The following is a 25,436-nucleotide window of genomic DNA, read 5'->3' as shown; positions in this document are numbered from 1 at the left end:
AATCGTGACGGACGGCACGATTCGGAACAGCCCTCTCCGTACATGCATACGATGGATACGGTCCACACCCAGGTCCGTACCGTCGTAGCTGAGGAGAAGACGTGGCTGACGAGCTCACCCCGGAGACCCCGGAAGAAGAGCAGCCCAAGAAGACGCACAAGCAGCGCAAGAACGGTCTGTACCCGGGCGTCAGCGACGAACTCGCAGAGAACATGCGCACCGGCTGGGCCGACACCGAGCTGCACGGGCTGGAGCCCATCGCCCAGGCCACGCACACCCTCGCCCGCCGCGACGCGCTGTCCCGGCGCTTCCCGGGCGAGCGCCTCGTCGTCCCCGCGGGCCGCCTGAAGACCCGCTCGAACGACACCGAGTACCCCTTCCGCGCCTCGACCGAGTACGCCTACCTCACGGGCGACCAGACCGAGAACGGCGTCCTGGTCCTGGAGCCCACCGGGCCGACCGGGCACACCGCCGCCATCTACCTGCTGCCGCGCTCCGACCGCGAGAACGGCGAGTTCTGGCTGTCCGGCCAGGGCGAGCTGTGGGTCGGCCGGCGCCACTCCCTCGCCGAGGCCGAGCAGCTCCTGGGCATCCCCGCGAAGGACGTCCGCGAGCTCGCCGAGGCCCTCACCGAGGCCGAGGGCCCGGTCCGCGTCGTGCGCGGCCACGACGCGGTCATCGAGTCCGCCCTCACCGACAAGGTGACCAAGGAGCGCGACGAGGAACTGCGCGTCTACCTCTCCGAGGCCCGCGCGGTGAAGGACTCCTTCGAGATCGGCGAGCTGCAGAAGGCCGTGGACTCGACCGTCCGCGGCTTCGAGGACGTCGTGAAGGTCCTGGACAAGGCCGAGGCCACGTCCGAGCGCTACATCGAGGGCACCTTCTTCCTGCGCGCCCGCGTCGAGGGCAACGACATCGGCTACGGCTCCATCTGCGCCGCCGGCCCGCACGCCTGCACCCTGCACTGGGTCCGCAACGACGGCGACGTCCGCTCCGGTGACCTGCTGCTGCTCGACGCCGGTGTGGAGACCCACAGCCTCTACACCGCCGACGTCACGCGCACGCTGCCGATCAACGGCACGTACAGCGACATCCAGCGCAAGATCTACGACGCCGTGTACGAGTCCCAGGAAGCCGGCATCGCCGCGGTGAAGCCGGGTGCGAAGTTCCGCGACTTCCACGACGCCTCCCAGCACGTACTGGCCGAGAAGCTCGTCGAGTGGGGCCTGCTGGAGGGGCCGGTCGAGCGGGTCCTGGAGCTGGGCCTGCAGCGCCGCTGGACCCTGCACGGCACCGGTCACATGCTCGGCATGGACGTCCACGACTGCGCCGCAGCCCGCCGCGAGGCGTACGTCGACGGGACGCTGGAGCCGGGCATGTGCCTGACCGTCGAGCCCGGTCTGTACTTCCAGGCCGACGATCTGACCGTGCCCGAGGAGTACCGCGGCATCGGCGTCCGGATCGAGGACGACATCCTCGTCACCGAGGACGGCAACCGGAACCTGTCGGCCGGACTGCCCCGTACCTCGAGCGACGTCGAGGCATGGATGGCCGGCCTGAAGGGCTGACGTCCGCGGGTCACGTACTCGGTGGGCGGGATCCCGTACGGGGTCCCGCCCACCGGCGTTCCTACGACACTTTCAGCAGCGCGTCGTCGCGCCACTTCAGCATCTTGTCGAAACTCACCACCGCGCCGCGGCCGGGCCGGTTGCGGAAGCGGACGTGGTCGGCGAGCTCGGCGATCAGGTGCAGACCTCGGCCGTGTTCGGCCAGGGAGGGTCTGCGGCGGGCCACCGTCGCGGGCGGGAAACCCGGACCGGAGTCGGTCACCTCGATGCGGCAGCGGTCCCCGTCCAGATAGGCCGTGACGTGGTACGCCTCGGCATCGTCCGGGATTTCGCCACCTCCGCCGTGCTCCACCGCGTTCGCACACGCCTCGCTCAGCGCCACCGAGAGATCGAAGGAGATGTCCGGATCCACCCCCGCGGTCTCCATAGTCCCCAGCAGCAGTCGCCTGGCGAGCGGCACGCTCGCGGCTTCGCGCCTCAAGTGGAGAGACCACCAGATGCTCATACGGTTACCTATTGCCGCCCGCGAGGGGACGTAAGCGCCCTGCGACCGTCCGAGACCTCAATACGCCCGTTCGGCCGATGTGACTCTCCCGGGGAGCGGTGTATGCGGCGGACCCGGACGGTCCGCGCAGAGAGGACCCATACGGACCTTCCGGACCTGCCGTATGAAGGGCACAGGGGCAGTGCGATGATGACCCGGCCATGTCTGACCCCCACGCGACGCACGCCGGAGCCGGCCTCCGGCTGATCCGGGCCGCGGTGTTCACCGCGGTCTGTGTCGTGCTGTCCGGGACGGGGCACGCCCTGGCGTCCTGCGCCACCGTGCCCTGGTGGTCCCTCTGCTTCGGCTTCCTCGCCGTCTTCTCGGTCGCGGCCCCGCTCGCGGGCCGTCGGCGCACGCTTCCCGGCCTCGCCGCCGCGCTCACCGCCGGACAGCTCGGCCTGCACGCGCTGTTCGGCCTCGGCCAGCACGGCGCCACGTCCGCGCAGGCACCGGCCGGCGCCGCCGACGTGCGGCTCGCGGAGCTCGCCGCCCGGCTGGTGTGCGGGGGCAACTCCGTACCGCTCAGCGCGGCCGATGCCCGGCAGATCCTGGAGGCCGCCGGACTGGACCCGGCGGCCCTTGCCGAGCAGGCGGGACAGGCCGCGCAGGTCGTGGCGCAGGGCCACGGAGCACACGCCCATGTGGCTCAGGCGGTCACCACCGCGCCCGCGACCGGCCTGTTCAGCCCGGCCATGCTGGCCGGTCACCTGCTGGCCGCACTCGCCGCGGGCTGGCTGCTCGGCCGCGGCGACGCCGCACTCTTCCGACTCGTCGAACTGTCCCGGCGTTCCGCCGAAGCCGCCCCGATCCGTCCGCTGCGCGCCGCGCTGGCATTCGTACGCGCCTTCGGCGCCGGGCTCCCGGGGGCGGCCTCCCGCACCCCGCAGGTCCTGCGGACCGGGTCCGACCCGGCTCTCTCGACCGGCCGGGAAGCACTCCAGCACACGGTGATCCGGCGCGGGCCGCCCGCGGCGCTCGCCCTCGCAGCCTGACGCGGCACCCTCCTTCCCGGACACAGAGCGGGAGCACCGGTGCCGCGAAACTCCGCGCGCGCCCGTGCGCGGAGCACCGCCATCACTGCTTCCGTGGAGTGTTCCTGCCATGAAGACCTCTCGCGTCTCCATCGCCGCCGCCATCGCCGCCGGTTCCGTCCTCGTCCTCTCCGGCCCTGCCTTCGCCCACGTCGGCGTGCAGCCCGTCGGCGAGGCCGCCAAGGGGGGCTACGCGACGATCAACTTCAAGGTCCCCAACGAGCGGGACAACGCGTCGACCACCCAGCTGGAGGTCAACTTCCCGATCGACCAGCCGCTCACCTCCGTGATGCCGCAGGACGTTCCCGGCTGGACCGTGACGGTCGAGAAGAGCAAGCTCGACAAGCCGCTGACGGTCCACGGAAAGCAGATCAACGAGGCCGTCACCAAGGTGACCTGGACCGGCGGCAAGATCGAGCCCGGGAAGTTCCAGCAGTTCCCGCTCTCCGTGGGCAAGCTGCCCGAGAGCGACCAGATGGTCTTCAAGTCCATCCAGACGTACGACAACGGTGAGGTCGTCCGCTGGATCGAGGAGGCCAAGGAAGGCGCCGCGGAGCCTCAGAACCCCGCGCCCGTCCTGAAGCTGGCCGCCCCCAAGGGCGGCGACCACCACGACAGCGGGGCCAAGGCCGACGAGGCGAAGAACGCCGACAAGGACGCCGAGCACGGCCACGACAAGGCCGCCTCCGAGCACGGCTCCGACACCACCGCGCGCGCCCTCGGCATCGCCGGCATCGTCGTCGGACTCGGCGGTGTCGCCTTCGGCATCGCCTCGCGCCGCCGATCCGCCTGACCTGCCGCGCCCGATGGGCGCTGTCGCTCCGATACGTCCGTAGCAACCCCCGATCTCAGGGACATTTCTCCATGCGCACCACACGTGTGACGGTCGCCGCTCTGCTCGCGGCGGCCGCACTCACCCTCACCGCCTGCGGCGGTGAACCCGCCAAGACGAGCGGGGTCACCCAGATCTCCGGCGGCCAGAGCAACACCAAGGCCGCGACCGTACTGGACCGCCCCTTCGGCAAGCCCGAGCTCGTCCTCACGGACACCACCGGCAAGCCGTGGAACCTGCGCGAGCAGACCAAGGGCAAGCCCACACTCATCTACTTCGGCTACACCAGCTGCCCGGACGTGTGCCCGCTGACGATGAGCAACATCGCCGTCGCCAAGAAGGCGCTCCCCCAGGCCGACCGGGACAACCTCCGGGTCGTCTTCATCACCACGGACCCCGAGAGGGACACTCCCGAGACCCTCGGCGCGTGGCTGAAGGGGCAGGACCCCGCCTTCGTCGGACTCACCGGGGACTTCGCGACCATCCAGGCCGCCGCCCGCACGCTCGGCATCGGGATCGAGGCCGCCAAGAAGGAGGCCAACGGCGACGTCATCTCCATGCACGGCGCCCAGGTCATCGCGTTCTCGCCCAAGACCGACGAGGGCTACGTCCTCTACGGCGAGGGCACCACCGTCGACGACTACACCAAGGACCTGCCGAAGCTCGTCAAGGGAGAGAACCCGTGAACGCCCGCACCACCCGCACCCTCGCCGTCGCCCTCTCCCTGACGGCAGCGCTCGCCATATCCGGCTGCTCCGGCGAATCCGGCGGCTCCGAGCCGAAGATGACCGTCAGCGGCGCCTTCATGCCCCAGCCCGTGAACGACAAGATGGCCGGCGGGTTCCTGGTCGTCAAGAACGGCTCCGGGGCCGCCGACAAGCTCACCGGTGCCACGTCCCCGCTCTCCGACGATCTCCAGATCCACGAGACCAAGGACCAGAAGATGCAGCAGGTCCAGTCGATGGACGTGCCGGCGAACGGCGAGCTCCGGCTGGAGCGCGGCGGCAACCACATCATGTTCATGGGGCTGAAGAGCACCCCCAAGGTCGGCGACAAGGTCACCGTCGAGCTCCGCTTCGAGAAGGCCGGCCCGGTCAAGGTCGAGCTGGACGTGAAGGACCGGACGTACAACGCGCAGGCTCCGACCTCTACGGCCGGCAACGGCCACTGACGGACCGAGGAACTGACACGCCATGACGGCCACCGCTCCCGCCCCCTCCACGGCCCGCGCCCGTGCCACGGCACTCCTGCCGCGGCTGGCGCTGGTCCTCGCAGCTCTGCTGGCAAGCCTGTTCACCGCGGCCTCCCCGGCCACGGCGCACGCCGCACTCACCGCGAGCGACCCCAAGGACGGGGCGGTGGTCGCCACGGCACCCGCCCAGGTCACGCTCTCCTTCTCGGAGCAGGTGGCCATGGGTGACGACTCCATCCGTGTCCTGGACCCCCAGGGCAAACGCGTGGACACCGGTGAGCTGCGCGACATGTGCAGCGGCAACACCGTCCGGTACGGCACCGCGCTGCACGCCGGACTGCCGAACGGCACCTACACCGTCGCCTGGCAGGCGGTCTCGGCCGACAGCCATCCGATCTCGGGCGCCTTCACCTTCTCCATCGGGGCGCCCTCGGCCACCGAGGTCTCCCTGCCCACCGCGCAGGCGGGCGGCGGACCCGTCGGGATCGCCTACGGGATCGCCCGCTACCTCTCCTACGCCGGGTTCACGGTGCTCGTGGGCGGCGCCGCCTTCATCCTGCTGTGCTGGCGCCGGGGTGCCGCCGAGCGGCCGCTGCAGAAGCTGGTCGTGCGCGCCTGGGTCACCCTGACCGTCGCCACCCTCGCGATGCTGGTGCTCCGGACCCCGTACACGGGGTCCGGCAACTTCTCCGACATGTTCGACCTCGATGGGCTCAGGGCCGTCCTGGAGACCAAGACCGGAGCCTCGCTGGTCTCCCGGCTGCTCCTGCTGGGTGCGGCCGCCCTCTTCGTCGCCGTCCTCTTCGGCGTGTCCGCGCGCCGCGTGGCCGGTGCCGGACCCGATGACGCGTACGGCGCCGAGGAGAGGGACAAGGTCGACGCCTCCGGCGGAACCGACGAGACCGGGGAGCCGGACGACACCAGCGATCTCACCTTCGGGCTGGCCATGGGCGGCGCCGTCGTGGCCGGCGGTATCGCCGCCACCTGGGCCCTCTCCGAGCACGCCTCCACCGGTATCCAGCCCGGCATAGCCATGCCGGCCGACATCCTGCACCTGATGGCCGTCGCCACCTGGCTCGGCGGTCTCGCCGCGCTGCTCGTCGCCCTCCACAAGGTTCCCGGCATCGAGCGCGCGGCTGTCCGGCGGTTCTCCACGGTCGCCTTCGTCAGCGTCCTGGTGCTCGCCGTCACCGGCATCTACCAGTCCTGGCGCCAGCTCGGCAGCTGGTCGGCCCTCACCGGCACCGACTACGGGCAGCTGCTGCTCCTGAAGGTCGCCCTGGTCGCCGTGCTCCTCGGCATCGCCTTTGTCTCCCGCAAGTGGACCGCGCGGCTCGCCGATGCCCCTGTTGCCCGCGTGGCAGCCGCTAGGCAGACCTCGGGCGTTGTTTCACGTGAAACAGCGTCGGACGACGGCCCCGGCGAGACCGCCCCCTCCGATGTTTCACGTGAAACAGAGGCCGTGACCGTTCCCGAGGACCCGCAGCGCGCCGCCCAGCTCGCCCGGCAGCGTGCCGCCCGTGAGAACGCCCGGGAGAAGCAGGCACGCGACGCGGACCCGGACCGTGCCGGTCTGCGCCGCTCCGTCCTCGCCGAGGCGGCCATCGCCGTGATCCTGCTCGCCGTCACCACGGTGCTCACCAGCACCGAGCCCGGACGGGCCGTGGAACAGGAGACGGGCCGCGGCTCCAGCGCCACCGCCGTCCCTGACCGCGCCGTCAAGATCACCCTGCCTTTCGACACCGGCGGCCCGAACGGCAAGGGGTCCGTCCGGCTCGAACTCGACCCGGGCCGGGTCGGCGCCAACACCCTGCACCTCTGGTCCGACTCCCCGGACGGCACCCCGCTCGACCTTCCCGAGATCAAGGTCGCCTTCACGCTTCCCGCCAAGGACATCGGCCCGCTGCCGCTCGTCCCCGAGCAGGCGGCGCCCGGGCACTGGACCGCGTCCGGTGTCCAGCTGCCGCTCGCCGGTGAGTGGCGCATCGACGTGACCGTGCGTACCTCCGAGATCGACCAGACCACCGTCCAGAAGACCGTGAAGATCGGCTGACCAGCGTGACCGAGAGCAACCCCGACATCGAGATTTCCCGGCGCAGGCTGCTGGGCACCGTCGGCGCCGCAGGCGCCGTCGGGATCGCCCTGGGAGGCACCGGCGGCGCCCTCGCGCACTCCGCGCTCGCGGGCTCCGGGAGCGGCTCCGCCCCGGGCAGGGCCGGGAGCCTGACCTCCCTCGGGGCCACCCAGGTGGCCTTCCACGGAGACCACCAGGCCGGTATCACCACGCCGCTGCAGGCCAAGGGCCACCTCGTCGCCTTCGACCTCGCCGCCGGGGCGGGCCGTACGGAGGCCGCCGCGCTGCTGCGGCGCTGGTCCGAGACGGCTCGGCGGCTGATGGCGGGGGAGCCCGCCTCGACCTCCGACAGTGGGATCGCCCTGGACGCCGGTCCGTCGTCCCTCACCGTCACCTTCGGCTTCGGCCACTCCTTCTTCGAGCGCACCGGCCTCACCGCCCGCCGTCCCGCCGCCCTCGACCCGCTGCCGGACTTCTCCTCGGACCGGCTCGACGACCGGCGCAGCAACGGCGACCTGTGGGTCCAGATCGGCGCCAACGACGGGCTCGTCGCCTTCCACGCGCTGCGCGCCCTGCAGAAGGACGCCGGGGAGGCCGCCCGCGTCCGCTGGCAGATGAACGGCTTCAACCGGTCTCCCGGCGCCACGAGCACCCCGATGACCGCCCGCAACCTGATGGGCCAGATCGACGGCACGGGCAACCCGAAGCCCTCGGAGCCCGACTTCGACAAGCGGCTCTTCGTGCCCGCTGCGGGTCCCGGGCCCGCCGAGCACGCCTGGATGCGCGGGGGCTCGTACGCCGTGGTCCGGCGTATCCGCATGCTCCTCGACGACTGGGACAAGCAGTCCCTCGCCCAGCAGGAGCAGGTCATCGGCCGTACCAAGGCCACCGGCGCTCCTCTGACGGGCGGCGGTGAGACCACCGAAATGGCGCTCGACAAGCTCGGAGCCGACGGGAAGCCCGTCATCCCGTCCAACGCCCACGCCCGGATCTCCGCCCCCGAACAGAACGGCGGAGCCGCCATGCTGCGGCGCCCCTTCTCCTTCCACGACGGGATCGGCGCCGACGGCGCTCCCGACGCCGGGCTGCTCTTCATCTGCTGGCAGGCCGACCCGCTGCGCGGATTCGTACCCGTACAGCGCAAGCTCGACCGGGGCGACGCACTGTCGGAGTTCATCCGGCACGAGTCCAGCGGCCTGTACGCGGTTCCGCCCGGCCCCCGCAGCGACGAGTACGTGGGTCAGCGGCTGCTCGAAGGATGAACAGGAACCCGGTGGACGGCACCCCGGCATTAGGCTGATCGCATGTCAGCCACCCGCTTCACGTATCTCGGTCCCGAGGGCACTTTCACCGAGGCCGCCCTGCGCACCCTGCCGGAAGCCGCGACCCGGGAACTCATCCCGATGGTGTCGGTCCCGGCCGCCCTGGACGCCGTGCGCAACGGCGAGGCGGCTGCTGCCCTGGTCCCGATCGAGAACTCGGTGGAGGGCGGGGTCACCGCCACCCTCGACGAGCTGGCCTCGGGCGAACCGCTGATGATCTACCGCGAGGTGCTGCTGCCGATCGCCTTCGCGCTGCTCGTGCGGCCCGGGACCGCCCTGTCGGACGTCAAGACCGTCACGGGGCACCCGGTCGCCCAGCCGCAGGTGCGCAATTGGCTGCGGGCGAACCTGCCCGACGCGGTGTGGGAGTCGGCCGCCTCGAACGCCGACGGCGCCCGGCTGGTCCAGGAGGGCCGCTTCGACGCCGCCTTCGCGGGCGAGTTCGCCGCCACCACCTACGGGCTCGTTCCGCTGGTGACCGAGATCCACGACGCGGAGAACGCCGAGACCCGCTTCGTACTGGTGGGACGCCCCGCGCGGCCGGCCGCGCCGACCGGCGCGGACAAGACCTCCGTCGTGCTCTGGCTCGGCGACGACCACCCCGGTGCTCTGCTGGAGCTCCTCCAGGAGTTCGCGGTCCGCGGGGTGAACCTGATGCTGATCCAGTCCCGTCCGACCGGACAGGGCATCGGCAACTACTGCTTCGCCGTGGACGCAGAGGGCCACATCTCCGACCGACGGGTCAGCGAGGCGCTCATGGGCCTCAAGCGGACCTGTCCGCAGGTCCGCTTCCTCGGTTCCTACCCGCGCGCCGGCGTTGCTCAGAGTGACGTGCGCGCCCCCCGGGCCGGTACCTCCGACGGCGACTTCACGGCCGCTTCCGACTGGCTGGGGCGTTGCCTCGACGGGCGGGCGTAGGCGGTCGTCCACTGTCCACAGAGTTATCCACAGGCCAGGATGAAGACCTGGGGACAAGTCGACAGAACAGCCCGACAAGGTCGACAAATCGTCCGGGTGGCTCAGGTTTCGCTCTGGGGAGCGGGAGGTGAACGGTGTCACCTCCCTATCGCCGATCAACTCTTTGGGGCGAGTCATTCCCACCCGAATGAGTGTGTGAGGGCGGTTTGAGCCCTGATTCGTCCCGACCACCCACCGATCAGGAATGATCTATTCCTGTGTCCACAGATGCAGCCCACAGCCTGTGGATAACACTCGGCCGGAGGCAATTCCTGTGGACAAGAACCCTCTCCGCCCTGCTCAGCCGCCCGGCCGGCCATCGGCATTCTGCCCCTTTTCAGGGAATGGGACCGCTTTTATTGACGCTCCGAGAAGGACTACTTCCGGTCAGTCGCCAAGACTTATCCATTCGTTGCAATTAGGGCATAGCGACACGCAGCGTGATATCGGTGTGATCCCCGGAACCCCAGCCCGGTAGCCTGGAGGCGTGATTGACCTCCGGCTGCTCCGTGAAGACCCTGACCGTGTCCGCGCCTCGCAGCGCGCCCGTGGAGAGGACGTCGAACTCGTCGACGCGCTGCTCTCCGCCGACGAGCGCCGCAGGTCCTCCGGCGTGCGCTTCGACGAACTGCGCAATGAGCAGAAGTCCCTCGGCAAGCTCATCCCCAAGGCCTCTCCGGAGGAGCGGGCCGAGCTGCTGAAGAAGGCCGAGCAGCTCAAGCAGGACGTCAAGGCGGCCGAGGCCGAGCAGAACGAGGCCGACGAGGCCGCCAAGCAGCTCCTCCTCCAGCTCGGCAACATCGTCCACGAGGACGTCCCGGTCGGTGGCGAGGAGGACTTCACCGTCCTGGAGACGCACGGCAGCATCCGCGACTTCGCCGCCGAGGGCTTCGAGCCCAAGGACCACCTGGAGCTCGGCGAGCTGCTGGGCGCCATCGACGTCGAGCGCGGTGCCAAGGTCTCCGGTTCGCGCTTCTACTACCTGACCGGTGTCGGCGCCCTGCTGGAGCTGGCTCTGGTCAACGCGGCCATCGCCCAGGCCACCGAGGCCGGCTTCATCCCGATGCTGACCCCCGCCCTGGTCCGACCGCGCGCCATGGAGGGCACCGGCTTCCTCGGCCAGGCCGCCGAGAACGTGTACCACCTGGAGAAGGACGACTACTACCTGGTCGGCACCTCCGAGGTCCCGCTCGCCGCGTACCACATGGACGAGATCATCGACGGCGACAAGCTGCCGCTGCGGTACGCCGGCTTCTCCCCGTGCTTCCGCCGCGAGGCCGGTACGTACGGCAAGGACACCCGCGGCATCTTCCGCGTCCACCAGTTCGACAAGGTCGAGATGTTCTCGTACGTCGCGCCGGAGGAGGCCGAGGCCGAGCACCAGCGGCTCCTGGAATGGGAGAAGCAGTGGCTGACCAGCCTGGAGCTGCCGTTCCAGGTGATCGACGTCGCCACCGGTGACCTGGGCGCCTCCGCCTCCCGCAAGTTCGACTGCGAGGCGTGGATCCCCACCCAGGGCAAGTACCGCGAGCTGACCTCGGCCTCGAACTGCAACAGCTTCCAGGCCCGTCGTCTGTCGATCCGCTACCGCGACGGCAAGAAGACGCAGCCGCTGTCCACGCTGAACGGCACGCTGTGCGCCGTACCGCGCACGATCGTCGCGATCCTCGAGAACCACCAGCAGGCCGATGGTTCGGTGCGTGTGCCGCAGGCGCTCCGCCCCTACCTCGGCGGCCGCGAGGTCCTGGAGCCGATCACCAAGTGAGCCCGGCCCCGTTCCCGTACAAGCTCGTCGCGACCGATCTCGACGGCACGCTGCTGCGTGGCGACGACACCGTCTCGGAACGCACTCGTGAAGCGCTCGTCGCGGCCACCGCGGCGGGCGCGGCACACATCATCGTCACCGGTCGGGCCGTGCCCTGGACCCGGCACGTACTGGACGATCTCGGCTACCAAGGGATCGCCGTCTGCGGGCAGGGCGCGCAGGTCTACGACGCGGGTGCGCACCGGTTGCTGACCTCGGTGACGCTGGACCGGCAGCTGGCCGGTCTGGCGCTGTCGAAGCTGGAGGCCGAGATCGGTCCGCTGGCCCTGGCCGCCAGCCGGGACGGGGTGGACGGCGAGGTGCTGTTCGGGCCCGGGTACCAGGTGCAGGAAGGCCTTCCGGCCATATACCTGGACGACACCACGGCGGTCTGGACGGCTCCGCTGAACAAGCTCTACATCCAGCACCCGGAGCTGGACGACGACACGCTCGTCAAGGTGGCCCGGGCAACCGTGGGCAGCCTGGTCGACATCGTCATGGCGGGTCCCGGCATCGTCGAGATCCTGCCGCTGGGCCTGACCAAGGCCACGGGCCTGTCGCTGGCCGCACGCCGGCTGGGGGTGAAGGCGGCGGAGACGATCGCCTTCGGTGACATGCCCAACGACATCCCGATGTTCGGCTGGGCCGCGCACGGGGTGGCGATGGCCAATGCCCATGCCGAGCTCAAGGCCGTGGCCGACGAGGTGACGACCTCCAACGAGGAGGACGGCATCGCGGTGGTGCTGGAGCGTCTGCTGGGCGCCGCGTAGCGCCCACGACATGGGAGAGGTCCGGGGCAGCCCGCGCCGGACGGCGCGCTCGAAGTGGCTGCCCCGGACCTTTTGTTGCTCCCCGCAGCACTCACTCTGCACCTGGCACAGGTCGCTTACCAGCGAATTTCCGTGCGTCAGCCGTGTATCCGGCGGCGGCGCCAGTAGGCGACGGTGACGGCCCCGAGGAGTGGGCCCCAGAGCACCAGCGGGGCGTAGCAGAGAGTCATGAGCCACCAGCCGGCCCCGGTGGGCGCTCCCGGTGCCGCCATGCTCGTGCTCCAGTGGAAGGAGGCCGAGACGGTGATCATGGTGACGGCGACAGCTCCGAGAGCGGCCGGTACTACCGCCACGAGGGGCGGGATCCGGCGTCCGCGCAGCCGGGGGATCCAGCGTGGCACCACCTCGCCCCAGCGCTGCACGAGGCCGAGGCTGAGGAGGCCGAGGCCTTCGGCGAAGAGGCTGAGGGCCACCAGGTAGAAGGACCACCTGCCCGGAAAGAGTTCGGCTTCCAGTCCGCTGCCGGCGCCCCAGCCGACGGGTATGCCGACCGCGATGGCCAGCCTCCACAGGCCGCTGGGGGCGAGGGTCAGGGCGGCCGCGTGTGCAGCCCAGCGGATCGGCCGGCTGACAGCGGGTGCGGTCGAGGTGGCGGTGGGGGTGGCGGTGAGCGTGGCCATCGTCCAAGTCCTTTTCATGGGGCGGTCGGTGATGACTCAAGCCTGGTCGGGCGGGCCCTGCCGGGACCATCGGCCGATCAGCAGGCTCGTGGCGGCGCCGCGTGGGCCGGCTCTGCCGAACGGCAGATGCACCGGCCCCGTGTCCGCTCGTAGGGTCGGGCTCATGACCGTGAACACGCTTGCTGTATATGCCCCCTTGCTGGCTGCTGCCGCTGTCGGTGGCCTCCTCGGCGCGTTCCTGGGGGCGCCGGCGACGTGGGTGCTGCTCTGGGTCGGTCTCCTGCTGCCGCTGCTGGCTCTGGTGGGCCGCTGGTCTCCGGTGCGTTCGGGAGCCGCTGCGGCCTCGCTGGGCGTCGCGGCCGTCGCGCTGTGGCCGGTCCCGCTGATGTGGCCGACGGCGTCGTGGCTGGAGGCCTGCGGAGCGGCGGCGTTCTGGGCGTTGCCCGCGCTCGGGGCCCTGGCCACCGGAGGGTATCTGCGCCGGCAGGCGAGCAGAATGCAGCAGGCCGTCCGGGACGGCCGACGCGACCAGCAGCTGGAACTGGCCCGGGACCTGCACGACTTCGTGGCGCACGATGTGAGCGCCATCGTGGTGCAGGCCCAGGCGGCCAGGTTCGTGGCGGACAGGGAACCCGCGCAGGCGGTCCGCGCGCTGGAGCGGATCGAGGCGGCGGGGCTCGGCGCGCTGGCCGCCATGGACCGGACGGTGCACGCCCTGCGGGAGGCCGCAGGCGCGCAGTCCGCCTCGGTCCCCGGCACCTCGGAGCTGGCGGGACTGGTGGACCGGTTCGAGGGCGGGGTGCTGGAGGCCGATCCGGCGGCGGTCAGGGAGCTGTCGCGGGAGGCGGACACCACCGCGTACCGGGTCGCGGTGGAGGCTTTGACGAACGTACGCCGGCACGCGCCCGGAGCGGCGGTGGTACGGGTGCGCCTGCACCGGGCCGCGGAGGGTATCGAGCTCAGCGTGGCCAACTCGGCACCGGCCCGGGGCGCGAGCGCGCTGCTGGGGCTGCGCAGGCGCGGCGGAGGAACCGGGCTGGCCGGTCTGCGCGGCAGGGTGGAGGCGGCGGGCGGGACACTGCGGGCCGGCGCGAGCGCCGATGGCGGGTGGCGGGTTTGCGCAGTTTTCCCGGCGCAGGGGCACACCCTCGGGTGATCATGGCGGCGTGACCACTCGCATCCTGATAGCCGACGACCAAGAGGACATCCGCAGCGGTTTCCGGCTGATCCTCGATTCGCAGCCGGACATGAACGTGGTGGGGGAGGCGGCGGACGGGGAGACCGCGGTGGCGCTGGCCCGGGAGCTGCGGCCGGACGTGGTGCTGGCGGACATCCGGATGCCGCGGCTCGACGGGCTGGAGGTGACCCGGCTGCTGGCGCCGCGGACGCGGGTGGTGGTGGTGACCACCTTCGACCTGGACGAGTACGTGCATACCGCGCTGCGCAACGGCGCCTGCGGCTTTCTGCTCAAGCGGTCCGGGCCGGCGTTGCTGATCGAGGGCGTACGGGCGGCGATGGCCGGGGACACCCTGATCAGCCCGCAGATCACGGTGCGGCTGCTGAGCAGGCTGACGCAGGCGGGTCCGGTCGCCGCCAGGCCCGCGGCGCATCCACTGACGGAGCGGGAGGTGGACATCGTGCAGCTGGTGGCGCGGGGTCTGACCAACGCGGAGATCGGCGCGGAGCTGTTCATCAGTGCGGGAACGGCCAAGACCCACATCGCGAACGTCCAGGCCAAGCTGGGCGCCCGCAACCGGGTGGGCATCGCTGCCTGGGCGTGGGAGCACGGCATCGCAAAGGCGGAGGCGGACACCCCATAGAGGCCGTGGAGCCCTGGGGCCCGCGGAACGCCGGGGGCCGTGGAGCCCTGGGGCTCGTCATGTTTCACGTGAAACAACGTTGCGGGTGAGCGGCCAGGCAAGGAGGCCGACGGAGAGCGCGATGGCGTGCCCGAGATCCGTGAAGGTGCCGCCGGTGACCAGGGGGATCCCGAAGAAGGCGAGCGCTCCCGCCAGGTAGAGCCATTTCCAGGGGCCGGGCATCCGGTAGGTGAGGACACCGATGGAGGCCGCGAGACCGTAGCTGACGCCGATGTCGACGACGTGGGTCATGCTGTGCGGGGCCCGGTGGTCCTGGATGGCCGTCAGGAGGACCTTCTGGCTGACCAGAGTGGCGACGACATGAGCGGTCGCGACGATCAGGAACCAGCGCGGGGTGCCGAGCCAGCGTTCGACGGGAGCGTGGAACAGCTCGAAGAGCACGGCGTAGAGGGCCAGCGAGGCCGGGTTCGCGATCCAGAACCCGCTGCTGACGAGTGCCCGGACGGGGTATTTGACGAGCTGGGTGATGTTGCTGCTGTTGCGGTGCAGCAGGACCCGGTCGACCTGGTCGGGCGCGATCGCGACGATGATGCTGGTGATGGCGATGATCAGCAGCCAGATGTGCGTTCCGGGCGAGGAGCGTATCCAGGACCGCACTGGCCTGGACGGCTCCGGCTCGGTGTGCTCGACCATGCACCGATGATGACGCGTGAACCTGTGCCCCGCCCGGCCGGTGGGCCGGGCGGGGCACAGGTTCACGGATGCCTCGGCGGGGCTACTCCTCGCCGGCCAGGGTGAGGCGGCGGAGCTTCTGTCCCGCGTAGACGGTGGCTCCCACGGTGACCGCGCAGAGCAGAATCACGGCGGTGGGCAGGCCGACAGTGGCGTCGACGTACCCGTTTCCGGCGACCTTCTCGGCGACGGACAGGGCCCACTGCTGGACGCTGAGGGTCTTGGCTCCGGAGACCAGGCTGCCGAAGAGCGACTCCCAGATCAGGGCGTAGACCAGGCCGAAGACGACCGCGTGCCGGCTGACGGTGCCGAGCAGCAGGAACAGCGCGCTGTAGGCGATCGAAGCCACGAGGGTGGCGATCGTGTAGGCGACGGCGATCTGCTGGCCGTTCCCGTTGAGGATGAATCCGGCGATCAGGGTGGGGATCGCGGAGAAGACCATCGTGACGGCGATCGCCACGATCAGCTTGGTCATGATGATCTTCGGGCGCTTCACCGGCTTGGCGAGCAGGTAGACGATGGAGCCGTCGTCGATCTCGGGCCCGATGGCTCCGGTGCCGGCGATGACACCGATCAGCGGAACCATGGTGGCGAGGGCGAAGCCCCCGAGGAGATCGGCCGCGACCTTGTCGTCCACGCCGACGAAGGCTCGGACGACGAGGGCGATGACGATCAGCAGGGCGGGCAGCGCGAAGAGGATCAGCGCGCGGCGCCGGCCGAGCAGGGCCCGGTAGGTGAGCCGGGCAACGGTGGGTTCGTACATGGGTGCCAGCTCCTTTCAGGCCGCGACGAGGTAGGAGAAGACCGACTCGAGGGACTCGTCGGAGGGCGAGACCGTCAGCAGCCGGATGCCGTGTGCCCGGGCCACGCGGGGCAGCAGCTCGGTGAAGCGGCCGAAGTCGACGGCCTGGATGCGCAGCGCGCCTTCCTTGAGGTCGACCTCGATGCCTGCGGTGGAAGGGTCGGCGATCAGGGCCGCGGCGAGCGCCCGGTCGTCGGTGGAGCGGATGAGGTAGCGGTGCGGGCGGTCCGTCATCAGGCGGCGGATCTTGCGGAAATCGCCGGAAGCGGCGTGCCGGCCGGCCACGACCACCTCGATGTGCGAGGCGAGCTGCTCGACCTCCTCCAGGATGTGGGAGGAGAACAGGACGGTGCGTCCCTCGCCGCCCATGCGCCGGAGCAGGTCCATGAGCTGCATGCGCTGGCGCGGGTCCATGCCGTTGAACGGCTCGTCGAGGAGCAGGACGGCCGGGTCGTGGACGAGGGCCGAGGCCATCTTCACGCGCTGGCGCATGCCCTTGGAGTACGTGGAGATCTTGCGGTCCTGGGCGTACTCCATCTCGACGGTCGCCAGCGCCCGCTGGGCGGCCGCGTCGTCGAGGCCGTGGAGTTCGGCGTTGGCGACGACGAACTCCCGGCCCGTGAGGAAGTCGTACATGGCCTCGCGCTCGGGCACGACACCGATCTGCTTGTAGACCTGCTCGTTCTGCCAGATCGGCGCGCCGTCGAGGGTGACGGTGCCCGTGGAGGGGGAGAGGAAGCCGCCCATCATGTTGATGAGGGTGGACTTCCCGGCGCCGTTGGGGCCCAGGAGCCCCGTGACACCGGGTCCGATGCGCATGGTCACGTCGTTGACGGCGACGACGTTCCCGAACCAGCGGGAGGTGTGGTCGATGTCGATGGTGGTCACAGCCCGGCCTTCCGGTAGCGGGCCATCAGGGCGGCGTAGGAGCCGACGATGAGGCCGAGGGCGACGAGCAGGTAGACGACGCCGACGCCGGCCGAGGGACCCTCGCCGCCGGGGAAGGCGGAGGTCGCGTTCAGGAACGCGGTCTGTACGCCGTCGATGAGGGTGATCGGGGAGAACAGGCCCATCCACTCGATGGCTCCGGTGTTCCCGGTGCTGTAGGCGATCCCCTGGACCGCGGTCACGGCGCCGAACGGGATCAGCAGCACCGCGATGATCGCGGCGACCCCGAACCCGCGGCGCGGGGTGAGCGCGGCCATGACCAGGCCGAGGCCCGCGAAGAGCAGCGACAGCAGCAGAACCGACACGAGTCCCTGCCCGAATCCCTCGGTCTGGTGGGCGAAGTCGAACTTCGCCAGGAGCGAGCCGATCCACATGATCAGCAGCGGGGTCGCGGTGAGGATGAACAGGGCCGAGGCCATGGCCGCGTACTTGGCCACGACGTAGTCGACGCGCTCGATGGGCCGCGAGAAGTAGAGCGGCACCGTCTTGAAGCGCAGGTCGCGCGAGACCGACTGCGGCGCCTGGGACGCGAGGAAGAGGCCGATGATCACCTGGGTGGTCAGGGCGTACGTCGTGTACTTGATCGGCAGGTCGGTGGAGCCGGGCACCGCGATGGCGACCGCGACGATGATCAGCGCGGGCACGCACATCACCGCGAAGAGGAGCATCGGGAGAACCTTGGACTTGGCGGAGCGGCCGAGTCCGTAGGCGCCGCGCAGGGACTGCGAGAACAGCGACTTACGGGCGTAGGCGCGGCCGAGCCGGGGTCCGTCGTAGGACCGGTAGCCGATGTTGTGGATCTGGGTCGAGGTGTCAGGCGCCATCGGAACCGGCTCCCTTCTGCTGGACGGTGGGCGAGGGCTGGTCGTTGTCGCGGAAGACCTCCGCGATGTGGTGACGGCGCTGCTCCATGCGGACCAGGCCGATGCCCAGGTCCGCGACGGTGTCGCGGACGGTGTCGTACGTCTCCTCGCCCGTGGCCTCGACGAGGAGGATGTGGCCGGCTCCGGGCAGGCCCTGCTCCTCTCCGACGTGCAGGGAGACACCGGCTTCGGTGAGCGCCTTGCGCAGGGCGGCGGTGCCGTCCGGGTGGGTGTCGGAGTCGGTGACCTCGACCGCGAGGGTCGTGGTGATCTGGGTGAAGTCGCTGGTGGAGCTGGAGCGCAGCAGCTTGCCGCCGTCGACGACCACGACGTGGTCACAGGTCCGCTCCAGCTCACCGAGGAGGTGGGAGGTGACCAGGACGGAGATGCCGAAGTCCGTGTAGATGCGGCGGATCAAGCCAAGCATCTCGTCGCGGCCGACCGGGTCCAGGCCGTTGGTCGGCTCGTCGAGGAGGACCAGCTGGGGGTCGTGGACGAGGGCCTGGGCAAGCTTGACGCGCTGCTTCATGCCGGTGGAGTAGCCGCCGATGGGGCGGTAGCGCTCCTCGTACAGCCCGACATGGCGCAGGGTGTCGGCGGTGCGCTCACGGGCCGCGGTCGGCGGCAGCCCGGACATGCGCGCCATGTGGACGACGAACTCGGTGGCCGAGACGTCGGGTGGCAGGCAGTCGTGCTCGGGCATGTACCCGACGCGTTCACGGATGGCGCTGCCATGCGTGCGGACGTCGAGGCCGAGCACGGCGGCGCTGCCCTCGGTGGCGGGGGACAGTCCCAGCAGAATCTTGATCAGCGTGGACTTGCCGGCTCCATTGGCACCAACGAGGCCGGTCACACCAGGCCCGATGTCCAGGGAGAGCCGGTCGAGGGCGGTCACTCGGGGGTACCGCTTGCTCAGGCTTTCGGTCGCAATGACAGTCACGGGTTCGACGTTAGTGGCGCGGCTCTCGTGAAACGTCAGACCTGGAGCTGGATCCCGTCTCAGCCTTCAGGCGTACATGCCCGTACTGGAGGCTGATGTGGACGCGACAACTTTGTCCACAGGTCCGTGCACGACCCTTGACGTGATCTCCGGTCATTGTCACATTCATCAGTGTCAACTTACGGGCGCGTACGGCTACACGGATGGACGGGCTGACATGGCTGGGGACACCAGGCAACGCACCGCGCGACGACTCTCCGCACGACCCGCCGCCGACCTGAGCGGGTTCAGAGAGGTGCAGCGCCTCTCGTACGAGTGCGCCGAGGCCGTCGCGGCCCAGCTGCGGCCCGGCGTGACCGAACGCGAGGCGGCGCGCATGCAGCGCGAGTGGCTGCGCGAGCGCGGGGTCCGGGACTGGTTCCACCTGCCCTTCGCCTGGTTCGGGGACCGCACCGCCTTCGCGAACTTCAGGATCCCGCTGCAGTTCTTCCCGACCAACCGGAAGCTGGAGCCGGGGATGCCCTTCATCCTCGACATGGCACCCGTCTACAAGGGCTACTCGGCCGACATCGGGTACTCGGGCAGCCTCGGGCTCAATCCGGTGCAGGACCGGCTCATGTCCGACCTCCAGGCACACCGCGTGCTGATCCTGGAACAGGTGCGCGAGGGCCGCTCGCTGCGCGAGATCTACGAGAACGTCGAACGGCTGATGACCCGGCAGGGGTACGCCAACCGGCACCGGGCCTATCCCTTCGGGGTGATCGCGCACAAGATCGACCGGGTCAGGGAGCGGCGCTGGTCACCGACCGCGTTCGGATTCGGCACGCAGTCCCTCAAGGGGCTGGCCAGTGACGTTCTGCACGGGCACCGCGAGGGCTGGTCCCCGCTGTGGAGCCCGTACCACTTCTCCGACCATCCGCCGCAGCCCGGGCTGTGGGCGGTGGAACCGCACCTCGGGTTCCGGGGTACCGGAGCGAAGTTCGAGGAGATCCTGGTCGTCACCGACTCCCGGGACCCCGAGGAGAGCGCGTTCTGGCTGGACGACGATCTGCCGCACGTGCGGCGCTGGGCCGAGGAGAAGGCAGCATGAGCGACATGAGCGGAGCAGGAGCGGCAGGTCCGGCGGGTGCGCGCGAGCGCCGGGTGAGCACCGGCGGGGTCGAGCTGTGCGTCGTCGAGCTCGGCGAGACGGACCGTCCGACGGTGGTGCTGGTGCACGGCTACCCGGACAGCAAGGAGGTGTGGTCCGAGGTCGCCGAGCGCCTCGCGACACGCTTCCACGTGGTGCTCTACGACGTACGCGGCCACGGGCGCTCCACCGCACCGCAGCCGCTGCGCGGCGGTTTCACGCTGGAGAAGCTGACCGACGACTTCCTTGCGGTGGCCGACGCGGTCAGCCCGGACCGGCCGGTGCACCTGGTCGGCCACGACTGGGGCTCCGTGCAGGGCTGGGAGTTCGCCACGGTCGGCCGCACCGAGGGCCGGATCGCCTCCTTCACCTCTATGTCGGGGCCCTCCCTCGACCACTTCGGGCACTGGCTCAAGAAGCGGATGTTGCGGCCCACCCCGCGGGCGGCGGCGCAGCTCCTCGGCCAGGGCGCCAAGTCCTGGTACGTCTACATGCTGCACACCCCCGTGCTGCCGGAGCTCGCCTGGCGCGGACCGCTCGGCAAGCGGTGGCCCGCGATGCTCGAACGCATCGAGAAAGTTCCGGCCGGCTCCTACCCGACGGCCTCGCTGCCCTCGGACGCGGCGCACGGCGCCTGGCTCTACCGCGACAACGTGCGACCGCGACTGCGCCGACCTCGCCCCGACGCGTACGCCCACGTACCGGTGCAGCTGATCACCCCGACCGGGGACGCCTTCCTGTCCGAGCGGCTCTACGACGGTCTGGAGCAGTGGGCCCCGGACCTGCTGCGGCGGACCCTGCCCGCCAAGCACTGGGTGCCCAGGACCCGGCCGGACCAGCTGGCCGCCTGGATCACCGAGTTCGTCACCGACCGGGAGGAACCCGCGACGCGGGCACCGGAGCAGAAGGCCCCCGGCAAGTACGCCGATCGCTTCGGGGGCCAGCTGGTCCTGGTCACCGGCGCGGCCAGCGGCATCGGCCGGGCCACCGCGTTCGCCTTCGCCGAGGCCGGGGCCCGGGTGGTGGTCGTCGACCGCGACGCCGAGGGTGCGGCGCGCACCGCCGACATGGCCCGGCTCGTCGGCGCCGCAGAGGCCTGGGCCGAGTGCGTGGACGTCAGCGACGAGCAGGCGATGGAGAAGCTCGCGGCGAAGGTCGCCGCCGAGTACGGAATTGTCGACGTCCTGGTCAACAACGCCGGGATCGGTCTGTCCGGATCCTTCCTCGACACCACTGCCGAGGACTGGAAGAAGGTCCTGGACGTCAATCTCTGGGGCGTCATCCACGGCTGCCGCATCTTCGGGAAGCAGATGGCCGATCGCGGCCAGGGCGGGCACATCGTCAACACCGCTTCCGCCGCCGCCTATCTGCCCTCCAGGACCCTGCCCGCCTACAGCACCTCGAAGGCGGCGGTGCTGATGCTGTCGGAGTGCCTGCGTGCCGAGCTGGCCTCCCGGTCGATCGGTGTCTCCGCGATCTGCCCGGGCATCGTCAACACCAACATCACCGCAACCTCGCGCTTCGCCGGAGTGGACGAGGCCGAGGAGAAGCGCCGTCAGGAACGCTCCTCGCGGCTGTACGGGCTGCGCAACTTCCCGCCGGAGAAGGTCGCCGACGCGATCCTGCGGGCCGTGGTGCGCAACGAGGCCGTCGTGCCGGTGACTCCGGAGTCCAAGGGCGCCCTGTGGATGTCCCGTTTCGCCCCGCGCGCGCTGCGGCGCATCGCGAGGCTGGAGCCGAAACTGTGAGCGGGGCCGCGCACCGGATCGGTGAGCAACCGACCGGTCCGCACCCGATCAAGGCGCGCCGGGTGGCCTTCGACTGGACGACCACCCCGCTGCACTGGATACCGGACGAGCCCACCGCCACCCACGTCATCAACGTGCTGCACCTGCTGCTGCCCGCCGGGGAGCGGTGGTTCGTGAAGGTCCTCAAGGAGGGCCTTCCCCTGGTCACCGACCCCGAGCTGCGAGGTGACGTCAAGGGGTTCATGGGCCAGGAGGCCACGCACAGCGTGCAGCACTCCTACGTACTGGACCACCTCGCCGAGCAACGGCTGCCGACGGAGGCGTACACACGGCACGTGGACTTCCTCTTCGAGAAGCTGCTCGGAGAGACACCGCCGTTCGGGGTGCCCGTCACGCCCCGCGAGTGGCTTCGCTTCCGGCTGGCCGTGGTGGCCGCGATCGAGCAGTTCACCGCGGTGCTCGGGGACTGGGTACTGCGTGCCGAGGGGCTCGACCGGGCCGGGGCGGACGAGATCATGCTGGATCTGCTGCGCTGGCACGGGGCGGAGGAGGTGGAGCACCGCTCCGTCGCCTTCGACATGTACCAGCACTGCGGGGGAGCCGGTCTGCCCCGCTACGCGCGGCGCATCGAGGGGATGGTCGTGGTCGCGCCCGTGCTGGCGTGGTTGTGGATGTGGGGCGCCTCGTACCTCATACGCAACGACCCCGAACTGGGTGGCCGGCTCCGCTACTCGCTCCGCGCGCACAACCGCGCGGTGGCCAAAGGTCTGCTGCCCACGTGGAGAGAGCTCGGCACGGCCATACCCCGCTACTTCCGGCGGTCGTACCATCCCTCGCAGGAGGGCTCGCTGCGCAGGGCGGTCGAGTACCTTGCGGCTTCACCTGCCGCCCGCGCCGCGGCGGGCGCGGTCGGCCGAGCCGCGATGTCGTAGGGAGCCGGGATTGACCGATCAGGCGGTAGCCGAGTACCGGATCGAGGATCTGGCGCACCACAGCGGGGCGACGGTGCGCACGATCCGGGCGTACCAGGACCGTGGTCTGCTGCCGAAGCCGGAACGGCGCGGCCGTTCCAATGTCTACCGGGACACGCATCTGGCGCGGCTGCGCCAGATCGCGGACCTGCTGGACCGCGGCTACACCCTGGCCTCCATCAAGGAGCTGCTGGAGGCCTGGGACGCGGGACGCGGTCTGGGCGGCGTACTGGGGCTGGTCGCCGAGGTGCACGGGCCGTGGACCGACGAGGAGGCGGCCCGGATCAGCCGGGAGGAGCTGAACGAACGGTTCGGCGGCCGGCCGGACGACGAAGCGGTTGACGAGGCGTGCGACCTCGGGGTGCTGGAGCGGATCCCGGGGCGCCCGGACCAGTTCCTGGTGCCCTCCCCGCAGGAGCTGGCGGTGGCCGCCGAGCTGTATGCGGCCGGGGTCCCGCTACCGGCGATCACCGGGCACCTGCGGGAACTGCGGGGACAGGTGGAGCACATCGCCTCGCGGTTCCTGGAGTTCACCACCGAGCACGTCTTCGCGCGGTACCTCGGGCAGGTGCCGCCGACGGACGCGGACGCGGCCGAGGCGGCGACGATGGTCCGGAGGCTGCGGCCGCTGGCCCAGCAGACCGTGGACGCGGAGCTGGCGCGGGCGATGCGGCTCTTCGCGACCCGGCACCTGCAGCGGCACCTGGGGACGGCCGGCGCTCCGGGGCCGACGGGGCCCTCGCCGGTGGCGCTGCCGGCCGGGACCGTACGGGCGGTGCAGGAGCTGGTGGGCGCCGACCATGTGGCGGAGTTCGTGCGGGCGGCGACGGAGCGGGAGCTCCAGGCCCGGACCATGAACGATCTGGCTCGCCGGAGCGAAGGGTGACGCCGGCGAGGGAGGTCACGCCGACGAGGTGGGGCACGGCAACGAGGGAGGTCACGGCGGCGACAGCGGGCGCGGCAACGACAGCGGGTGCAGGGACGACAGTGCTCACAGCGGCTCGGGGTTAGTCCACAGGTTCCACAGGGCGGATCACGCATTTTGCCGTCAAAACCCTCCCAAAGGGCTGTGGACAACTCCCTCTTTCCTGTGGGCAACTGAGGCGTCGTCTCACCCGATGGTCTCGTACGCCGCCTTTTCGGGACTCGCTCCGTCCGCCGGGCCGGTCTCCGGCAGGGCCGTCGGGGCGGTGGTCCCGACCGGCGCAGGCGCCCCCGGCTTCGCGGTCCGGCCGCCGCCGGGCCCGGTCCCGTACAGCAGGGCGGCCAGGGCCAGCCCGAGGATCCCGCCGACCAGCTGGGCTCCGACGAATCCGGGCAGCGACTCCGGGGCTATGCCGGTGAACGAATCGCTGAAGCTGCGCCCGACCGTGCCGGCCGGATTCGCGAAGGAGCCGGAGGAGGTGAACCAGATCGCGGCCGCGATGTACGCCGCGACCGCCGCCGGGATGAGCCGGGGGCGACCGATGCGGCCGAGGCCCTGGATCAGCAGGACGAGACCGGCGGTGGCGACCACCTCGCCGATGAGCAGGTGACCGCCGTCGCGCACCTGGGTGGCGAAGGTGCCCGGGGTCCGGCCGAACATGACTTCCGCGAGGAGGGCGCCGCCGATGGCTCCGGCGATCTGGGCAGCGGCGTAGACGAGTGCCTCCCGTCCCCCCAGACCCTCGCCGCCGGTGCGCCGGGACCACCAGGAGGTGAGGGTGACCACCGGGTTGAGGTGGGCCCCGGACAGCGGCCCGAAGAGGGTGATGATCAGCCCGAGGCCGATGGCGGAGGCGAACGAGTTGGCGATGAGGGCGACGCCGGTGTCGCGGCTGATCTCGGCGGCCTTGAGCCCGGAGCCGATCACGACCACGAGCAGGCCGGCGGTACCGACCAGCTCGGCAGCAGCGCGGCGTGACAGTGAGGGTTGGGCTGTCATGGTTTCTCCCCCTGAACAGAAGTGGCAGCGGAAAATATATTCCGCATCTTGGAATGACGATAGGGGGCGTCCACGCCCGGTCACCCCGGAAAAATCCCTGCCGCAGGCCCGCGCGACCGGGCACGCTGGAGCCATGGATGAAAGACGCACCGTGAAGGTGTCGAAGTACGTCTCGAAACACCTGCGACACCAGCCGGAACGGATCGGACTGGTGCTCGACCCCCAGGGCTGGGTGGAGATCGACGATCTTCTGCGCGCGGCCGCCGCGCACGGCTTCCACGTCAGCCGGGCCGAGCTCGACCACGTCGTCGCCGCCAACGACAAGCAGCGGTTCGCCGTCGACGGCACCCGGATCCGGGCCAACCAGGGGCACACCGTCGCCGTGGACCTGGACCTGCCGGAGGCCGAACCGCCCGCGTACCTCTACCACGGCACCGTGGCCGCAGCCCTGGACCCGATCCGCGCCGAGGGCCTGCGCCCGATGGCCCGCCACCATGTGCACCTGTCCCCCGACCGGGAAACGGCCACCCGTGTCGGCGCCCGGCGCGGCCGGCCCGTCGTGCTCAGCGTGAACGCCGGAGCGATGCGGGCGGCCGGGCACGTGTTCCGGGTCAGTGCCAACGGGGTGTGGCTGGTGGACGCCGTACCGCCGCAGTTCCTCCGCTTCCAGTGATTCCGGGCCGAGCCGTCCGGGCCGCCGGAATTCACGCAGAGATTGTCCGACCATCCCCCTAATGTGTGAGCCACTCCGGGATCTGTGAGGGGGGGGACCTCGCGATCAC

25 protein-coding genes are annotated in these 25,436 nt (G+C 70.6%); 17 read left to right on the top strand and 8 right to left on the bottom strand.

Annotation, left to right across the window (positions count from 1 at the left end):
• Positions 1–101: 101 nt before the first annotated feature.
• On the top strand, positions 102–1,568 hold the full coding sequence (locus tag OG373_RS20810; RefSeq protein ID WP_405439609.1) for an aminopeptidase P family protein: 1,467 nt from the start codon (positions 102–104) through the stop codon (positions 1,566–1,568).
• Between the two features lie 61 nt (positions 1,569–1,629).
• On the opposite strand, the gene OG373_RS20805 is transcribed toward OG373_RS20810, so the two are convergent.
• Positions 1,630–2,073 (bottom strand): ATP-binding protein, encoded by a 444-nt coding sequence (locus tag OG373_RS20805; protein WP_030383998.1) that lies wholly within the window; start codon positions 2,071–2,073, stop codon positions 1,630–1,632.
• Between the two features lie 200 nt (positions 2,074–2,273).
• Between OG373_RS20805 and OG373_RS20800 the strand changes: the two genes are divergently transcribed.
• The 9 genes from OG373_RS20800 to OG373_RS20760 all read left to right on the top strand — a co-directional run bounded on the left by OG373_RS20800 (position 2,274) and on the right by OG373_RS20760 (position 12,097).
• Complete coding sequence (locus OG373_RS20800) at positions 2,274–3,107, top strand: hypothetical protein (RefSeq protein WP_405439607.1); 834 nt, start codon at positions 2,274–2,276, stop codon at positions 3,105–3,107.
• Positions 3,108–3,216: 109 nt separating this feature from the next.
• Positions 3,217–3,939, top strand: a complete 723-nt coding sequence (locus OG373_RS20795) for a YcnI family protein (RefSeq protein ID WP_397736320.1) — start codon at positions 3,217–3,219, stop codon at positions 3,937–3,939.
• A gap of 71 nt (positions 3,940–4,010) precedes the next feature.
• A complete protein-coding gene (locus OG373_RS20790) occupies positions 4,011–4,664 on the top strand; it encodes an SCO family protein (protein WP_397736322.1) in 654 nt (217 codons plus the stop codon).
• On the top strand, positions 4,661–5,149 hold the full coding sequence (locus OG373_RS20785; RefSeq protein WP_405439606.1) for a copper chaperone PCu(A)C: 489 nt from the start codon (positions 4,661–4,663) through the stop codon (positions 5,147–5,149). Before OG373_RS20790 ends, OG373_RS20785 begins: the two co-directional genes overlap by 4 nt.
• Before the next feature lie 22 nt (positions 5,150–5,171).
• Positions 5,172–7,223 (top strand): copper resistance protein CopC, encoded by a 2,052-nt coding sequence (locus OG373_RS20780; protein WP_405439605.1) that lies wholly within the window; start codon positions 5,172–5,174, stop codon positions 7,221–7,223.
• The gene (gene efeB, locus OG373_RS20775) at positions 7,220–8,506 is read left to right on the top strand and encodes an iron uptake transporter deferrochelatase/peroxidase subunit (protein ID WP_405444135.1); all 1,287 of its coding nucleotides are present in this window, start codon (positions 7,220–7,222) and stop codon (positions 8,504–8,506) included. The genes OG373_RS20780 and efeB overlap by 4 nt, the downstream gene beginning before the upstream one ends.
• Before the next feature lie 42 nt (positions 8,507–8,548).
• Positions 8,549–9,484: a prephenate dehydratase gene (gene pheA / locus OG373_RS20770; RefSeq protein WP_397736328.1), complete on the top strand. Its 936-nt coding sequence runs from the start codon at positions 8,549–8,551 to the stop codon at positions 9,482–9,484.
• 526 nt (positions 9,485–10,010) lie between these two features.
• On the top strand, positions 10,011–11,288 hold the full coding sequence (gene serS / locus OG373_RS20765; protein WP_405439603.1) for a serine--tRNA ligase: 1,278 nt from the start codon (positions 10,011–10,013) through the stop codon (positions 11,286–11,288).
• Entirely contained in the window at positions 11,285–12,097 is an 813-nt protein-coding gene (locus OG373_RS20760; RefSeq protein ID WP_405439601.1) for an HAD family hydrolase, read from the top strand. Before serS ends, OG373_RS20760 begins: the two co-directional genes overlap by 4 nt.
• A 137-nt stretch (positions 12,098–12,234) precedes the next feature.
• Here the strand turns inward: OG373_RS20760 and OG373_RS20755 are convergent, their stop codons facing one another.
• Positions 12,235–12,777, bottom strand: coding sequence for a hypothetical protein (locus OG373_RS20755; protein WP_405439599.1), 543 nt, complete (start codon positions 12,775–12,777; stop codon positions 12,235–12,237).
• A gap of 163 nt (positions 12,778–12,940) precedes the next feature.
• On the opposite strand from OG373_RS20755, the gene OG373_RS20750 reads away from it, so the two are divergent.
• Positions 12,941–13,933, top strand: coding sequence for a sensor histidine kinase (locus OG373_RS20750; RefSeq protein WP_405439597.1), 993 nt, complete (start codon positions 12,941–12,943; stop codon positions 13,931–13,933).
• Between the two features lie 10 nt (positions 13,934–13,943).
• Positions 13,944–14,597 (top strand): response regulator, encoded by a 654-nt coding sequence (locus tag OG373_RS20745; RefSeq protein ID WP_405439595.1) that lies wholly within the window; start codon positions 13,944–13,946, stop codon positions 14,595–14,597.
• Positions 14,598–14,654: 57 nt separating this feature from the next.
• Here OG373_RS20745 and OG373_RS20740 read toward each other — a convergent pair whose 3' ends face one another.
• The 5 genes from OG373_RS20740 to OG373_RS20720 form a co-directional block, all read right to left on the bottom strand.
• Positions 14,655–15,290 (bottom strand): rhomboid-like protein, encoded by a 636-nt coding sequence (locus OG373_RS20740; protein WP_405439594.1) that lies wholly within the window; start codon positions 15,288–15,290, stop codon positions 14,655–14,657.
• An 82-nt stretch (positions 15,291–15,372) separates the two neighbouring features.
• Entirely contained in the window at positions 15,373–16,092 is a 720-nt protein-coding gene (locus OG373_RS20735; protein WP_397736341.1) for an ABC transporter permease, read from the bottom strand.
• A 15-nt stretch (positions 16,093–16,107) separates the two neighbouring features.
• On the bottom strand, positions 16,108–17,019 hold the full coding sequence (locus OG373_RS20730; protein ID WP_397736343.1) for an ABC transporter ATP-binding protein: 912 nt from the start codon (positions 17,017–17,019) through the stop codon (positions 16,108–16,110).
• Complete coding sequence (locus tag OG373_RS20725) at positions 17,016–17,903, bottom strand: ABC transporter permease (RefSeq protein WP_397736345.1); 888 nt, start codon at positions 17,901–17,903, stop codon at positions 17,016–17,018. Before OG373_RS20725 ends, OG373_RS20730 begins: the two co-directional genes overlap by 4 nt.
• Positions 17,893–18,882 (bottom strand): ABC transporter ATP-binding protein, encoded by a 990-nt coding sequence (locus tag OG373_RS20720; RefSeq protein ID WP_397736347.1) that lies wholly within the window; start codon positions 18,880–18,882, stop codon positions 17,893–17,895. The genes OG373_RS20725 and OG373_RS20720 overlap by 11 nt, the downstream gene beginning before the upstream one ends.
• Before the next feature lie 217 nt (positions 18,883–19,099).
• Between OG373_RS20720 and OG373_RS20715 the strand changes: the two genes are divergently transcribed.
• Genes OG373_RS20715 through OG373_RS20700 form a run of 4 tightly spaced genes read left to right on the top strand, consistent with a single transcriptional unit; the run spans position 19,100 to position 23,616 of the window.
• Entirely contained in the window at positions 19,100–19,972 is an 873-nt protein-coding gene (locus OG373_RS20715) for a M24 family metallopeptidase (RefSeq protein ID WP_051778837.1), read from the top strand.
• Positions 19,969–21,759: an SDR family oxidoreductase gene (locus OG373_RS20710; protein ID WP_405439593.1), complete on the top strand. Its 1,791-nt coding sequence runs from the start codon at positions 19,969–19,971 to the stop codon at positions 21,757–21,759. Before OG373_RS20715 ends, OG373_RS20710 begins: the two co-directional genes overlap by 4 nt.
• The gene (locus OG373_RS20705) at positions 21,756–22,691 is read left to right on the top strand and encodes a metal-dependent hydrolase (protein ID WP_405439591.1); all 936 of its coding nucleotides are present in this window, start codon (positions 21,756–21,758) and stop codon (positions 22,689–22,691) included. Before OG373_RS20710 ends, OG373_RS20705 begins: the two co-directional genes overlap by 4 nt.
• A 10-nt stretch (positions 22,692–22,701) precedes the next feature.
• Positions 22,702–23,616 carry a MerR family transcriptional regulator gene (locus tag OG373_RS20700; RefSeq protein WP_397736353.1) on the top strand — a complete coding sequence of 305 codons (915 nt, stop codon included), beginning with the start codon at positions 22,702–22,704 and terminating at the stop codon, positions 23,614–23,616.
• 225 nt (positions 23,617–23,841) lie between these two features.
• Here the strand turns inward: OG373_RS20700 and OG373_RS20695 are convergent, their stop codons facing one another.
• The gene (locus OG373_RS20695; RefSeq protein WP_405439589.1) at positions 23,842–24,654 is read right to left on the bottom strand and encodes an aquaporin; all 813 of its coding nucleotides are present in this window, start codon (positions 24,652–24,654) and stop codon (positions 23,842–23,844) included.
• A 133-nt stretch (positions 24,655–24,787) separates the two neighbouring features.
• Here OG373_RS20695 and OG373_RS20690 point away from each other — a divergent pair, with 133 nt between their 5' ends.
• Entirely contained in the window at positions 24,788–25,327 is a 540-nt protein-coding gene (locus tag OG373_RS20690; RefSeq protein WP_405439588.1) for an RNA 2'-phosphotransferase, read from the top strand.
• Positions 25,328–25,436 lie beyond the last annotated feature (109 nt).

Source organism: Streptomyces avidinii (assembly GCF_045161815.1).
In the GTDB taxonomy this organism is placed as follows: Bacteria; Actinomycetota; Actinomycetes; order Streptomycetales; family Streptomycetaceae; genus Streptomyces; species Streptomyces avidinii.
This window is presented reverse-complemented; position numbering and strand designations above follow the sequence as displayed.

Coding starts and splice junctions, on each gene's coding strand:
- OG373_RS20795 (WP_397736320.1), top strand. CDS start 3,217: ATGAAGACCTCTCGCGTCTCCATCGCCGCCGCCATCGCCGCCGGTTCC.
- OG373_RS20690 (WP_405439588.1), top strand. CDS start 24,788: ATGGATGAAAGACGCACCGTGAAGGTGTCGAAGTACGTCTCGAAACAC.
- OG373_RS20780 (WP_405439605.1), top strand. CDS start 5,172: ATGACGGCCACCGCTCCCGCCCCCTCCACGGCCCGCGCCCGTGCCACG.
- OG373_RS20805 (WP_030383998.1), bottom strand. CDS start 2,073: ATGAGCATCTGGTGGTCTCTCCACTTGAGGCGCGAAGCCGCGAGCGTG.
- OG373_RS20800 (WP_405439607.1), top strand. CDS start 2,274: ATGTCTGACCCCCACGCGACGCACGCCGGAGCCGGCCTCCGGCTGATC.
- OG373_RS20725 (WP_397736345.1), bottom strand. CDS start 17,903: ATGGCGCCTGACACCTCGACCCAGATCCACAACATCGGCTACCGGTCC.
- OG373_RS20715 (WP_051778837.1), top strand. CDS start 19,100: ATGGCTGGGGACACCAGGCAACGCACCGCGCGACGACTCTCCGCACGA.
- OG373_RS20735 (WP_397736341.1), bottom strand. CDS start 16,092: ATGTACGAACCCACCGTTGCCCGGCTCACCTACCGGGCCCTGCTCGGC.
- OG373_RS20755 (WP_405439599.1), bottom strand. CDS start 12,777: ATGGCCACGCTCACCGCCACCCCCACCGCCACCTCGACCGCACCCGCT.
- OG373_RS20790 (WP_397736322.1), top strand. CDS start 4,011: ATGCGCACCACACGTGTGACGGTCGCCGCTCTGCTCGCGGCGGCCGCA.
- OG373_RS20710 (WP_405439593.1), top strand. CDS start 19,969: ATGAGCGACATGAGCGGAGCAGGAGCGGCAGGTCCGGCGGGTGCGCGC.
- OG373_RS20695 (WP_405439589.1), bottom strand. CDS start 24,654: ATGACAGCCCAACCCTCACTGTCACGCCGCGCTGCTGCCGAGCTGGTC.
- OG373_RS20740 (WP_405439594.1), bottom strand. CDS start 15,290: ATGGTCGAGCACACCGAGCCGGAGCCGTCCAGGCCAGTGCGGTCCTGG.
- pheA (WP_397736328.1), top strand. CDS start 8,549: ATGTCAGCCACCCGCTTCACGTATCTCGGTCCCGAGGGCACTTTCACC.
- OG373_RS20750 (WP_405439597.1), top strand. CDS start 12,941: ATGACCGTGAACACGCTTGCTGTATATGCCCCCTTGCTGGCTGCTGCC.